Source organism: Agromyces mediolanus (assembly GCF_014648575.1).
In the GTDB taxonomy this organism is placed as follows: Bacteria; Actinomycetota; Actinomycetes; order Actinomycetales; family Microbacteriaceae; genus Agromyces; species Agromyces mediolanus.
This window is the reverse complement of the sequence record NZ_BMRJ01000002.1, coordinates 307884-320238: the sequence shown is the minus strand read 5'-3', so window position 1 is coordinate 320238 and position 12355 is coordinate 307884. Positions and strand designations below refer to the sequence as shown.

Genomic DNA, 12355 nt, shown 5'->3' with positions numbered 1-12355 from the left:
CGGTGCGGCGGCGGGCTCACTGGGCGGTGAAGCCCCCGTCGACGGCGAGGCTCGCGCCGACGACGTAGCGCGACGCGTCGGAGGCGAGGTAGAGCACGGCCGGGGCGATGTCGTCGACCTCGCCGATGCGGCCAGCCGGGGTGGTGGCGAGGATCTCGGCCTCGAGCTCCGGGGTGATGAGCTCCGCGTTGATCGGGGTGCGCACGTTGCCGGGGGCGACGGCGTTGACGCGGATGCCGGCGGGCGCGAGCTCGGTGGCGAGCGCCTTCACGATGAGCTCGATCGCGCCCTTCGAGGCGCAGTACGCCGAGTCGTTCGGCGAGCCGACGCGGCCCGACATCGAGGAGACGAACACGATCGAGGCGCCCGCCTCGAGGTGAGGGTGCACGGCGCGGGTGAGCCGGAACGGGGCCCGCACGTTCACCTCCCAGTGCTCGTCGAAGATCTCGTCGCTCGTCTCGTCGAGCGAGGCCATGCGGTAGATGCCGGCGGCGTTCACGAGCACGTCGATCCGGTCGAAGGCCTCGAGCGCCGCCGCGACGACCGCCTCGGGCGCGCCGTCGTCGCGGAGGTCGACGGCGATCGAGGCGATGCTCGAGCCCGTCTCGCGGAGTTCCTGCACGAGCTCGGCGAGCCGCGAGCGGGAGCGCCCGACGAGCAGCACGTCGGCCCCGGATCGGGCGGCGAGCCGGGCGATGCCCGCCCCGATGCCGGAGCTCGCGCCGGTGACGATGACGGCCTTGCCGTCGAGGCGGAACGGGTGGGGTGCGGTCATCGACCGGCCTCCTTCGCGGTGAGTTCCTCGGAGATCTCCTCGGCGACGCGACGGGCGTCGGCGCCGATCGTGCGGGATCCGAGCCAGTAGAAGAGCGCCGCGGCCACGGCGGAGAGGCCGACGGCGAGGGCGATGGCGAGCCGGGTGCCGAAGGCGCTCGAGATGAGGCCGGAGATGACGGCCCCGAAGAAGCCGCCCATGAGGAAGGTGAACAGGGTCATCACCGCGAACGACTGCGCGACGTAGCGCGGCGGCGTGACGGAGGCGATGATCGCGCCGACCGAGACGAGCGTGAGGCCGTTGAACATCATGGCGACGACGTAGACGAGGAGCAGCAGCCACAGCGGCTCCGCCCAGATGCCGAGCACCATGACCGCGCCGAAGCCGACGATGCCGATGATCGCGAGGTACATCGTGCGCGCCGGGTTCGTCCGGTAGAGCCGGTCGAACTGGCGTCCGCCGATGAGCATGGCGGCGATGACGGGGATCTGCGTCAGCGAGAAGATCAGCCCGCGCTGCAGGGCGTCGAGCTCGTACGTGCCGCCGAACAGCAGCGACACCTGGATCGGCACCGCGTACAGCGCGAGCCCGAGCGAGCCGATGCCCATGCACAGGAAGAGGAAGGTGCGGATCTTCACCAGCCGCCGGAACGCCGCGAAGACGCCGATCGGCTGCTCCCAGACCATCGAGTTGCCGGTCGCGACCGCGTAGACGTGGCCGCCGCGGGGCGGCTCCTTCAGGAAGATCGCCGCGCAGACCGCGAGGACCGCGTAGGGCACGGCGAGGCCGAGGAAGGAGTAGCGCCAGGCGTTCTCCCCCGCGCCCGAGAGCACCGCGATGGTGCCCGCGAGCGTCGGCCCGATGAGCTGGCCGAGCGGGGTCGCCATCGCGTGCAGGGAGTACACCCGGCCGCGCCCCTCGACGGGGTACGCCTCGGCGATCATCGCGCCGAAGACGGGCTGCGAGTAGGCGGCCGCGAGGCCCGTCAGCGTCATCGCGACGAAGATCTCCCAGACCGAGCTCGCGAAGAACGCCCACACCAGCGCGCCGGTGCCGAGCGCGGCCGAGCCGACGACGAGGTAGCGGCGACGCATCCGGTCGGCCAGGTACGCCATCGGCGGGCCGAGCAGAGTGAGCGCGACGCCGGAGAAGGCGAGCACCGCGATGAGCATGGCGTCGTCGAGCTGGAAGGAGCGCTGGATGTCGGGGGCGAGGGTCGTGCCCGCGTCGCGCACGAGCTGCTCCATCATGACGAGCGGCACGGCGAGCGAGACGACGCTCCAGCCGCCGCGGCGGAGGGTCTCGCGGAGCGAGATGGACTCCTGCATGCCGGGCAGGATGGCGTCGGCGACGGCGTCGACGACGTCGTCGAGGCCGTCCGCGTGCGGGTGGGCGGGCGCGGCGGCGCGCTCGGCCGCGGGCTCGGGGGGCTTTCGGGTGTTGGGGATCTCGGTCACGTCATCGTCCTTCGATCGGGGGAGGCCGCCGGGCCCGGTCGGGCCCGGCGGGACTGCATCAGAGGCGGCCGTCGAGCCAGTCGAAGAGGTACTCGCCTGCGGTGCCGAACGCGCCCGTCTGGCAGTGCAGCTGCGCGGTCGTCGAGGCGTCGAAGAGCATGAGCTCCTTGCGGCAGGTGAGCGCCTCGTAGAGCTGGTGCGCCTGACCGGCCTCGAAGACCTCCTCGGTGCCGTCCATGACGAGCGTCTCCGCCTCGATCCGCCCGGCGAGCTCGCGGATGTCGAACTTGTCGAACTCGACCATGAGCTCGTAGGGGGTGGCGACGCCGTGCTTCCACATCGAGTCGCGGAGGAACCAGGAGGCGACCGGCGAGGCGTCGGACACCGCGCCGGCGACGGCGTTGAAGGTGTCGGGGCCGTCGGCGTACGCCTCGGTCAGGGCGGGCGGCAGGCCGATGCGGATCGACTCGCCCCAGTGGATGGCGCCCGGGTTCGCGATGCAGACCTTGAGCCGCTTCTCGAAGGCGGCGGCGCGCGGCGCGAGGTGGCCGCCGAAGCTCAGCCCCATGAGACCGATGCGCTCGGGGTCGACGCCCTCGAGCTGCACGGCGACGTCGACGATCGGGGTGACGACGTTCTCCCAGTCCGGCCGGAACGGCAGGCCGTTCACCCGGATCGCCATGCCCTGGCCCGGGCAATGCACCGAGAGCGCGTGGTAGCCGCGGCGGATGGCGTTCTCGTACACCCAGCCGGTGTCCTCGCTCCAGGCGTCGCGCCCCTGGAAGAAGATGAGCAGCGGCGCCTTCGCCTCCGCGATCGGGCTGCGGTAGAGGTAGGCGGGCAGGAAGCTCGACTCGTACGGGATCTGCAGCGCCTCACCGGGGAAGCCGGAGAGCTCGAGATAGCGGTCCCAGCAGCGGTACGCGTCGAGCGCGTTCGTGCGGGTGCGCGGCTCGTCGGGCAGGGCGTGGTGGATGAGCGAGCCGCGCCAGTACGTCGCGGCCCGCTTGTAGAGCGAAGCGGCGGACTGCCGGTGGCCGCGGCCCTCGGCCTGCTCGGCGCGCTCCTGGAGGCGGCCGGCGAGCGAGGACCACTCGTCGAGCCACATCTGCTCGTCGTCCGAGGCGATGCGCCCGGCGACCTCGAGGCATTCGCCGAGGTCGGAGCCGCCGTAGAACATCTGGCCGAGCTGGTGCTTGAACTGGTCGTCCATCACCTCGCTCTCGAAGAATCGGAACGAGGTCCAGTGCGGGCCGGGGACGTGCTCGTTCACGGGGGTGATCGGTCGTGCTGCGGTGTCGGTCACTGCTGCGTCTCCTTCGCGGCGTGGTGGTCGGGGGTTCGTGCGGTGTCGGGCCGCCGTCCCGCCCAGGGGCGGGCCGCCTCGAGCTGGGCCGCGAGGCGGTAGAGCAGCCCTTCGTCGCCGTACGGGCCGACGAAGTGGGTGCCGACCGGGATGCCGTCGGCCGTCCAGTACAGCGGGACGGACATGGCGGGCTGGCCGGTCACGTTGATGAGGGTGGTGAAGGGGAGGAAGAGGCCGGCGGCGCGCTGGCCGCGGAGCGGGTCCGAGGCATCCGAGGCGAACGAGCCGAGCGGCGGCGCGACGCTGCCCGCCGTCGGGGTGAGCCACACGTCGTAGGGCCGCTGGAAGTCGGCGAGCCGCTGACTGAGCGTCTGCAGCTCGGCGAGCGCGTCGAGGTACTGCAGGATCGTGACCCCGCTCGAGCGGCCCTGCTCGATCATGGCCCAGGTCGCCGGCTCGAAGAGCTCGGCGATCGCGGTGCGGCCGGTGAGGCGTTCGAGTCGGGCGATGTCCCAGGCGAGGCCGCCCGCGGAGACCGTCGAGAACGGTCCGACGAGCGCCGTGCCGTCGATGTCCGGCTCGCGGAGCTCGACGTGGTGGCCGAGCTCCTCGCACAGCCTCGCGGCGTCCTCGACCGCGGCGACGCAGTCGGGGTGCAGCGGGATGCCGAGGGGCGAGGCGGTGCTGTAGACGATCCGCAGGCGGCCGGGGTCGCGGCCGACCTCCTCGGCGTACGGGCGCTCGGGGCGCGGGGCGACGAAGGGGTCGCCGGGGAGCGGGCCGGCGGTCGCGTCGAGCAGCGTCGCGCAGTCGCGAACGCTCAGGGTGACGGCGTGCTCGCTGAGCACCGCCATCCGGCTGCTGAGGCCCGTGTGCCGCCGCGCCGAGCTGATCCGCAGCCGGGTCGGCTTCATGCCGAAGACGCCGCAGTTCGAGGCGGGGATGCGGATGGAGCCGCCGCTGTCGCTCGCGTTGGCCATGGGCACCATCCGGGTCGCGACGGCCGCGGCCGCGCCGCCGCTGGAGCCGCCCGCGGAGAGACCGAGGTTCCAGGGGTTGCGGGTCGGGCCGAAGAGCTCGGGCTCCGTCGTCGGCTGGAGGCCGAACTCGGGCAGGTTGGTCTTGCCGAAGGGGATGAGGCCGGCCGCCTTGTAGCGGCGGGTGAGCTCGCCGTCGCGCGCGGGCACGTAGTCCTGCAGGAAGCGGCTCGCCGAGGTCATCGGCACGCCGGCGTAGCCGACGCCGCCGCCGTCCTTCAGGAGGAACGGCACGCCGGTGAACGGCCCGTCGGGGATCGGCTCGCCGACCGCGCGCCGCGCCTCGTCGTACATCGTGCCGATGACGGCGTTCACGGCCGGGTTGCGGGTCTCGACGCGCTCGATGGCGTCCTCGAGCAGTTCGGCCGGGGTGACCTCGCCCGCGCGCACGAGCGCGGCCTGGCCGAGGCCGTCGAGGTCGTCGGGTAGTCCGATCATGCTCACTCCTTCGTGGTCGGCGATCCCGGTCGGTATCGCTAAAAGAAGTATTGCCCCTTAACTACTTTTCCGCCACTGTTTCGATTGCGAATCCATAACGGAACGATCGATTCGATTGCGAGGGCGAGCGATTCAACGGCGAGGCGACCGGCGCACCGAGCGTTCCGATGCCGTCCGCGAGCGCCGGGAGCCGGGTTCGCGGGGTCGCCGAACACCGGCCGACCCGAGGCCGACCGCGACGGGGCGAGGCCTAGGCGGTCCCCCAGGCGTACTTGACCTTCTCGATGTAGAGGTAGTTGTAGGTCTCGGTCGAGGTCACCCCTGGCAGGGTGCGGATGCGGTCGTTCACGATCGCCAGCAGCTCGCGGGCGTCGGTGCAGACGAGCTCGACGATCAGGTCGTAGTGGCCCGAGGAGACGACGACGTAGACGAGCTGCTCGACCTCGGCGAGCGCAGCCGCCAGCGCGCGGATGTCGCCGTCCGCCCGGATGCCGACCATCGCCTGGATGTGGAAGCCGAGCTTCAGCGGCTGCGACACGGCGACGATCTCGATGACGCCCGACTCCATCAGCCGTTGCACGCGCTGCCGGGCCGCGGCACTCGAGAGCCCGACCGCCGGGCCGAGCTTCGAGTACGGCATGCGCCCGTCGGTCTGCAGCAGCCGGATGAGCGCCTTGTCGATGTCGTCGAGCGCCGGGGTCGCTCCGGCACCCGTCAGTGCGTCCGCCATCCCGGCCTCCGATTCCGTCGGGATCGGCCGCGCCCCGCGGGCCGCTCCGATCGCGCTCCTGCAGGATACCGTCGCGGAGCCGTAGGGTACGAGGCGGGCCACGCACCCGAAAGGCAGCCATGCACTCCGACGATCCCGCCGCTCTCCTCGCCTCCGTCCGCACCGTGATCCGGCTCGCGCGCATCGCGCAGCAGGCCTGCGAGGAGGCCGGGCTGAACCTCGCCCAGTACCGCGCGCTGAACAGCGCGCGCGACGCCGGTCGCCGCGCCTACGAGCTGGCGCAGGCCACCGCGGTGACCCGACCGGCGGTCACCTCGCTCACGAACGGGATGGTGAAGGCGGGACTGATCGCCCGCGAGTCCTCGAAGACGGATGGCCGCGGCGTCGTCTTCGTCGTCACCGAGCACGGCATCGATCGGCTGCAGGAGGCGGAGCGGCTGCTCCTCGCCCGGTTCCGCGAGGTGCTCGGCGATGCGACGGGCGCGCTCGCGGCGCTCGACACGGTCCCGCTGGAGCTCGCCCTCGACGAGCAGGTCGACCGGGACTTCGGCAGCCGGGTCTGACGCGCGCGGGCCTTACTCGTGCCCTGCCGCGCCCCGGTCCCGGCCGAGCACGAGCGCGGCCACGACCGCCCCGAGCGAGACCACGGCGGCCGCCCCGAAGGCGACGGCCGCGGCGGCCGCGTAGCCCTCCCCCGGCGCGAGCGCCGCGACCACCGCGCCGAGCACGGCGACGCCCGCCGCCCCGCTGAGGGAACGCAGCATGCTCACGAGCGAGGTCGTGCGGCCCACCCGTTCGCCGCCCGCCGCGAGCTGCGCGACGAGCAGGAACGTCTGCATGAGCGCGCCCATGCCGAGCCCGACGAGGCCCGCGGCCGCGATGACGAGCCACGCCGGCGGCGCGAGCCCGACGGTCGCGAGCCCGGCGAGCCCCGCCGCGAGCAGGATCGAGCCGAGCAGCAGCGCGCGGCCCCGCGCCCGCGGCCCGTGCGCCACCACGTGGCCGGTCACGATCGAGGCGACGAGCGTCGCGACGAGCAGCGGCGCGACGAGGAGGCCGGTGACCGCGGCCGAGACCCCGCGCGCGAGCTGCCAGTACTGGCTCAGGTAGAGCACCGCGGAGAACATGACCGCGCCGATCGCGACGCTGCCGACGACGCTCCAGCGCACGGCGGGCACGGCGAGCGCGGCGAGGTCGAGGACGGGGTCGGCGACCCGGCGTTCGACGAGCACGAGGGCGAGCGCGGCGAGCAGGCCGACCGCGCCGAGGACGAGGCTCTGCGGCGACCACCAGGCGAAGCCGACGCCGCCGAAGGTCACGAGCAGCAGGAGCGCGGTGACGGCGAGGGCGAGCAGGGCGAGTCCGGCCGCGTCGACACGGAAGCCGCCCGGCCCGGCTCGCCGGGGCAGCGCCGCCTCCACGACGACGAGGCCGACGAGCGCGAACGGGATGAGCACGAAGAACGCCGAACGCCAGCCGGCGCCGGGCAGCTCCACGAGGAAGCCGCCGATGAGCGGGCCGCAGAGGCTCGCGATCGACATCGTCGCGCCGAGGTAGCCGAGGTACGCCGCCCGGCGCCGGCCGGGCACGGCCCGGGCGATGACCGCCTGGCTCGACACGAGGATGCCGCCCATCGCGACGCCCTGCACCGCCCGGCTCGCGATGAGACCGCCGAGGCCCGGGGCGAGGCCCCCGCCGAGGCATCCGATCACGAAGAGGACGAACGCCGCCTGCACGACCCGCTTGCCGTCGACGGCGTCGGCGAGCCGCCCCCAGAGCGGGATCGACACGGTCATCGCGAGCAGCGAGCCGACGACGACCCAGCTGCCGCCGGCCGGGTCCGCGCCGAGATCCGCCTCGATCGCGGGCAGGGTGTTCGCCACGATCATGGCGCTCGACGCGGAGCCGAAGAGGCCCACGGTGAGGCCGACGAGCACGGTCGCCGCGCGCCGCGACGAGAGCGGATCTAGTTCAGTCACTTAACCAGTATGGCGCGCGGCGCGCCGCTCGCGCGACCCGGCGGCGCCCGCGGCTCAGAGGCCGGCGAGCGCCTCGTCGATCACGGCGACGGCGTAGCGGAGCATCCGGTCGTCGGTGCGCAGCGTCGGCAGGAAGCGGATGACGTTGTCGTAGCTGCCCGCCGTGAGCAGCAGCACCCCCTGCTGCGCCGCGTGCGCCGCGACCCGCTGCGCGGCCCCGGCGAGCGGGGTCTTCGTGCCGGGCTCGACGAGCTCGAAGGCGAGCATCGCGCCGTGCCCGCGCACCTCGCCGACGACCGCGTGCCGCCGGGCCAGCTCCGCGAGCAGGCCTCCGAGCGTGGCGCCGATGCGCTCGGCCTCGGCGAGCAGCCCGTCGCGCTCGATCTGCTCGAACACGGCGAGCGCCGCGGCGACGGCGACGGGGTTGCCGCCGAAGGTGCCGCCGAGGCCGCCGGGCAGCGCGGAATCCATGATCTCGGCGCGGCCGGTGACGCCCGCGAGCGGCAGCCCGCCCGCGATGCCCTTGGCCGTGAGCACGAGGTCGGGCACGAGCCCGAAGTGCTCGCTCGCGAACCAGCGGCCGGTGCGGGCGAGGCCCGACTGGATCTCGTCGGCCACGAACACGACGCCGTTGGCGCTCGCCCAGCGCTGCAGCGCGGGCAGGTAGCCCTCGGCCGGCACGATGAAGCCGCCCTCGCCCTGGATCGGCTCGGCGATGACGGCGGCGAGCTCGCCCACGCCGATGCGCCGCTCCAGGTAGGCGATCGTGCGGGCCGCCGCCTCGGCGCCGTCGAGGCCGTCCCGGTACGGGTACGAGTTCGGCACCCGGTGCACGTCGCCCGCGAACGGGCCGAAGCCGGTGCCGTAGGGGGCGGCCTTGTGGTTCATCGCCATCGTCAGCATGGTGCGGCCGTGGAACGCGTGGTCGAGCACGGCGACCGCGCGCCGCCCCGTGTGCTTGCGGGCGATCTTCACGGCGTTCTCGACCGCCTCGGCGCCCGAGTTCACGAACAGGGTCTTCTTCGCGTGGTCGCCGGGGGTGCGCTCGGCGAGCTTCGCGGCCAGCTCGGCGTAGCCGCGGTACGGGGTGACCGTGTAGAGCGTGTGCGTGAGCCTCGCGAGCTGGGCGCTCGCGGCGGCGACGACGGCCGGGTCGGCGTGGCCGACGGTCGTGACGCCGATGCCCGAGCCGAGGTCGACGAAGCGGTTGCCGTCGACGTCGGTGAGGATCGCGCCGGAGCCGGACTCGATGTACACGGGCAGGGCCCACGACACGCCCTGCGGCACGTGCTCGAGGCGCTCGGCGTGCAGCCGGCGGCTCTCAGGGCCGGGCACCTCGGTGCGCAGCAGTTCGGCGCGGGTGAGCTCGGGGGCGTGGGCGGCCTCGTGAGCGGCGGCGGGAGCGGTGAGCGTCATGATCGGTCCTCTCGGTTCAGTTCGGGCGGCGCGCGGCGAGGCCGAGCCTCGTCGCGGCATCCGCGAGGTCTTCGGCGAACGCCGGGGCGGATGCCTCGGCGAGCGCCGCGGTGGTCACGCGCACGGCGTTGCGGTGGCGTCGGTCCTCGCTCGCGAACGGCTCGCCGGATCGGAGCTGCCAGCCGCGCTCCCCCATGGCGGCGACGAGGCGCTCGCTCGGGCGGTCGAACTCGATCCAGACGTTGAGCCCGTCGGGGCGGCCGGCGACGGGGATGCCGCGCTCCGCGAGCGCCGCGACGAGCGCGGCCGCCCTGCTGGCGTACGCGTCGCGGGCCCGCGCGAGGTCCGCCTCGGCGCGCTCGCCCGAGAGCAGTTCGAGCACGAGCCGCTGGAGCAGGTGGCTCACCCAGTTCGTGCCGGAGTTCAGCCGGGTCTCGAGGCGGGCGGCGGTGTCGGGATCGGCGGCGACGAAGGCGAGCCGCAGGTCGGGGCCGAGGAACTTGGACACCGAGCGCACGAGCGCCCAGCGGTTCGTCGAGCTCGGGGTCGAGCGGCGGTAGGGCTCGGCGGAGATGGCCGAGAAGTGGTCGTCCTCGATGACGAGGACGTGCGGGTGGCGCTCGAGCACGCCGCGCAGCTCGGCCGCGCGCCGGGCGCTGAGGCTCGCCCCGGTCGGGTTGTGCGCGCGGGGCGTCAGGATGACGGCGCGCGCCCCGTCCTCGATGGCGGCGTCGAGGGCGCCGGGGGTCATGCCGTGCTCGTCCACGGGCACGGGGTGGGTGCGGAAGCCGTTCAGTCGCAGCGTGCCGATGCTGGAGAGGAAGCAGGGGTCTTCGACGGCGACGCCGTCGCCGCGGGTGAGGTGCGCGGTGAGCAGCCGTTCGACGGCGTCGACCGCGCCGTGCGCGAGCACGATGCGGAACTCGCGCTCGAGCTCGGCGCCGAGGCTGCGCCTGGCCCAGTCGCCGAGCTCGGCGTCGATGCCGGGGGTGCCGTAGAGGGCTGGCGCGTAGTCGAGGCGGGAGAGCACGGCCTGCGCGTCGGGGAGCAGCGCCGGATCGGGATTGCCGGAGGCGAGGTTCACGACCCGGGCGGGCGAGGCGGCACCCTCCCGGGCGAGCACGGGGACCCCGGCGATCGCGGTGCCGGCGCGGCCGCGGGCCTCGGCGGCCCCGGAGGAGACGAGCAGGCGGTACGCCGCGGCGACGGTGTTGCGGTTCACGCCGAGCTCCTGGGCGAGCTCGCGGATCGGCGGGAGCGTCTCGCCCGGGCCGAGCTCGCCGGCCGCGACGAGGTCGCGCACCCGGCCGACGATGTCGGCCGCGGTCGACCCGGTGATGCGGCGGTCGTTTGCGATGCTCATGCGTCGATACTAGCTTTTGTCCTAGGACAATTGCGAGAGGTGCGTGGAACATGGCTGCGGAATCCTGGCCGACCCCGACGAGCGCGGCCGAGTTCGCGGAGCGCATCGAGGCGGTGCACCGGCGCATCCGCGCCGCCGAGCGCGAGGCCGGCCGCCCGCCCGGCTCGGTGCGGCTCCTGCCCGTGAGCAAGACCGTGCCCGCCGAGCGGGTGCGGCTCGCGATCGCGGCGGGCGCGACCCTGCTCGGCGAGAACAAGGTGCAGGAGGCCAGACAGAAGGCCGCCGAACTCGCCGAACTGCCCGTCGAGTGGGCCGTGATCGGGCACCTCCAGACGAACAAGGCGAAGTACGTGGCCGAGTTCGCGAGCGAGTTCCAGGCGCTCGACAGCGTGCGCGTCGCGGCGGCGCTCGACCGCCGGCTGCAGGCGGCCGGCCGCTCGCTCGACGTCTTCGTGCAGGTGAACACCTCGGCCGAGCCGCAGAAGTCCGGCCTCGCCCCCGAGGAGCTCGGCGGATTTCTCGCCGAGCTCCCCGCCTTCGCCTCGCTGCGCGTCCGCGGGCTGATGACGCTCGCGGTGTTCAGCGCCGACGCCGAGCGGGTGCGGCGCTGCTTCCGGCTGCTCCGCGAGACCCGCGACCGGCTGCGCGACGACGCCCCCGACGGCGTCTCGCTCGACGAGCTGTCGATGGGCATGTCGGGCGATTACGAGCTCGCCATCGCCGAGGGGGCGACGACGGTGCGGGTGGGGCAGGCGATCTTCGGCGAGCGACCGCTGCCGGACTCGTACTACTGGCCGGAGGGCTGAGGGCGCGGGCGCTCGGCCGAGCGGGTGCGTCCCGCAGCGCCCGGTCGAGGCATCCGGTCGAGCCAATCGCCCAGCACCGCCGCGCCCGCGACGGCGAGCTCGGGGCCGAGGCGCGCGGCGTCGGCGCGGATGGCCCGGACGTCCGCGCCGACCGCGCGGAGCTCGTGCGTGTGGCCGATCAGCCACTCGTCGATGCGCGCGGGATCGGCCTCGAGGTGGAACTGCAGCGCGAGGGCCGTGTCGCCGAGCGCGAAGGCCTGGTTCGGAAATCCCGGCGTCGCGGCGAGCGAGGCGGCCCCGGCGGGGATCTCGAAGGCGTCGCCGTGCCAGTGCAGCACCGGCACCCCCGCCAGTCGCGCGAGCGGCGAGGCGAGCCCCGCGGCGCTCAGCTCGAGCGGAGCGAAGCCGATCTCGTGCGCGCCCGTCGCCCGCACCTCGGCGCCCGCCGCCACGGCGAGCAGCTGCGCACCGAGGCAGACGCCGAGCGTCGGCGCGCCACGGCCGAGGCGTTCGGCGAGGGCGGCGGTCTCCGCGCGCAGCACCGGGTAATCGTCGGCCTCGTACACGCCGATCGGACCGCCGAGCACGACGACCAGCTCGGCGTCGGCGACGGCGCGCGCGTCGAACTCCCCCGCCCCGACGTCGGCGTAGCGCACCTCGTAGCCGCGCTCGCGGAGCACGGGCTCGAAGAGCCCGAGATCCTCGAAGCGGACGTGCCGGATGGCGAGGGCGGTCGGGGGTCGCTCGTTGCCGGTCGCCGGGTCGTCAGCTGCGCGCACGGCGCCAGCCTAGGGGAATACGTCCTAGGACAAAAGAGGTCGCTACTCCGAGCGCACGGCGAGCTCCGGAAACGCGGGACAGCTCCGGAAACGCAGAACGGCCCCAGCCGAAGCTGGGGCCGTTCTCATTCCGTGCGCCCGGAGGGACTCGAACCCCCAACCTTCTGATCCGTAGTCAGATGCTCTATCCATTGAGCTACGGGCGCATCAGATGCCGCCTGGCGCAGGCTCTGCGATCAGGCAACCACGTCACTCTATCCCACGGCCGA

At 73.7% G+C, this 12355-nt stretch carries 11 protein-coding genes and 1 tRNA gene; 2 read left to right on the top strand and 10 right to left on the bottom strand.

Annotated elements, in window-relative coordinates:
• Nucleotides 1-16: 16 nt before the first annotated feature.
• The 5 genes from IEY71_RS11335 to IEY71_RS11315 all read right to left on the bottom strand — a co-directional run bounded on the left by IEY71_RS11335 (nt 17) and on the right by IEY71_RS11315 (nt 5743).
• Nucleotides 17-775 carry an SDR family NAD(P)-dependent oxidoreductase gene (locus IEY71_RS11335; RefSeq protein WP_189085442.1) on the bottom strand — a complete coding sequence of 253 codons (759 nt, stop codon included), beginning with the start codon at nt 773-775 and terminating at the stop codon, nt 17-19.
• Nucleotides 772-2232, bottom strand: coding sequence for an MFS transporter (locus IEY71_RS11330; RefSeq protein ID WP_189085441.1), 1461 nt, complete (start codon nt 2230-2232; stop codon nt 772-774). Before IEY71_RS11330 ends, IEY71_RS11335 begins: the two co-directional genes overlap by 4 nt.
• Nucleotides 2233-2290: 58 nt before the next feature.
• Nucleotides 2291-3538 carry an alpha/beta hydrolase family protein gene (locus IEY71_RS11325; protein WP_229781695.1) on the bottom strand — a complete coding sequence of 416 codons (1248 nt, stop codon included), beginning with the start codon at nt 3536-3538 and terminating at the stop codon, nt 2291-2293.
• Entirely contained in the window at nt 3535-5013 is a 1479-nt protein-coding gene (locus IEY71_RS11320) for an amidase (protein WP_189085440.1), read from the bottom strand. Before IEY71_RS11320 ends, IEY71_RS11325 begins: the two co-directional genes overlap by 4 nt.
• A gap of 250 nt (nt 5014-5263) precedes the next feature.
• The gene (locus IEY71_RS11315) at nt 5264-5743 is read right to left on the bottom strand and encodes an Lrp/AsnC family transcriptional regulator (RefSeq protein WP_189085439.1); all 480 of its coding nucleotides are present in this window, start codon (nt 5741-5743) and stop codon (nt 5264-5266) included.
• A gap of 119 nt (nt 5744-5862) precedes the next feature.
• Here IEY71_RS11315 and IEY71_RS11310 point away from each other — a divergent pair, with 119 nt between their 5' ends.
• Nucleotides 5863-6306 (top strand): MarR family winged helix-turn-helix transcriptional regulator, encoded by a 444-nt coding sequence (locus tag IEY71_RS11310; protein ID WP_189085438.1) that lies wholly within the window; start codon nt 5863-5865, stop codon nt 6304-6306.
• A 12-nt stretch (nt 6307-6318) separates the two neighbouring features.
• Here the strand turns inward: IEY71_RS11310 and IEY71_RS11305 are convergent, their stop codons facing one another.
• Genes IEY71_RS11305 through IEY71_RS11295 form a run of 3 tightly spaced genes read right to left on the bottom strand, consistent with a single transcriptional unit; the run spans nt 6319 to nt 10501 of the window.
• Nucleotides 6319-7722, bottom strand: coding sequence for an MFS transporter (locus IEY71_RS11305; protein WP_189085437.1), 1404 nt, complete (start codon nt 7720-7722; stop codon nt 6319-6321).
• A 54-nt stretch (nt 7723-7776) separates the two neighbouring features.
• Entirely contained in the window at nt 7777-9138 is a 1362-nt protein-coding gene (gene gabT / locus IEY71_RS11300; protein WP_189085436.1) for a 4-aminobutyrate--2-oxoglutarate transaminase, read from the bottom strand.
• A gap of 16 nt (nt 9139-9154) precedes the next feature.
• Nucleotides 9155-10501 (bottom strand): aminotransferase class I/II-fold pyridoxal phosphate-dependent enzyme, encoded by a 1347-nt coding sequence (locus IEY71_RS11295; protein WP_189085435.1) that lies wholly within the window; start codon nt 10499-10501, stop codon nt 9155-9157.
• A gap of 50 nt (nt 10502-10551) precedes the next feature.
• Between IEY71_RS11295 and IEY71_RS11290 the strand changes: the two genes are divergently transcribed.
• Nucleotides 10552-11307, top strand: coding sequence for a YggS family pyridoxal phosphate-dependent enzyme (locus IEY71_RS11290; protein WP_189085434.1), 756 nt, complete (start codon nt 10552-10554; stop codon nt 11305-11307).
• On the opposite strand, the gene IEY71_RS11285 is transcribed toward IEY71_RS11290, so the two are convergent.
• Together IEY71_RS11285 and IEY71_RS11280 are read right to left on the bottom strand one after the other, a co-directional pair.
• Nucleotides 11289-12086 (bottom strand): glutamine amidotransferase, encoded by a 798-nt coding sequence (locus IEY71_RS11285; protein WP_189085433.1) that lies wholly within the window; start codon nt 12084-12086, stop codon nt 11289-11291. The two genes, IEY71_RS11290 and IEY71_RS11285, sit on opposite strands and share 19 nt — an antisense overlap.
• A 133-nt stretch (nt 12087-12219) precedes the next feature.
• Nucleotides 12220-12292 (bottom strand) — tRNA-Arg (locus IEY71_RS11280).
• Nucleotides 12293-12355 lie beyond the last annotated feature (63 nt).

Excerpts from the sequence above, each read along its gene's own strand:
- IEY71_RS11335 (WP_189085442.1), bottom strand. The coding sequence starts at position 775 with ATGACCGCACCCCACCCGTTCCGCCTCGACGGCAAGGCCGTCATCGTC.
- IEY71_RS11320 (WP_189085440.1), bottom strand. The coding sequence starts at position 5,013 with ATGATCGGACTACCCGACGACCTCGACGGCCTCGGCCAGGCCGCGCTC.
- IEY71_RS11315 (WP_189085439.1), bottom strand. The coding sequence starts at position 5,743 with ATGGCGGACGCACTGACGGGTGCCGGAGCGACCCCGGCGCTCGACGAC.
- IEY71_RS11310 (WP_189085438.1), top strand. The coding sequence starts at position 5,863 with ATGCACTCCGACGATCCCGCCGCTCTCCTCGCCTCCGTCCGCACCGTG.
- gabT (WP_189085436.1), bottom strand. The coding sequence starts at position 9,138 with ATGACGCTCACCGCTCCCGCCGCCGCTCACGAGGCCGCCCACGCCCCC.
- IEY71_RS11295 (WP_189085435.1), bottom strand. The coding sequence starts at position 10,501 with ATGAGCATCGCAAACGACCGCCGCATCACCGGGTCGACCGCGGCCGAC.
- IEY71_RS11290 (WP_189085434.1), top strand. The coding sequence starts at position 10,552 with ATGGCTGCGGAATCCTGGCCGACCCCGACGAGCGCGGCCGAGTTCGCG.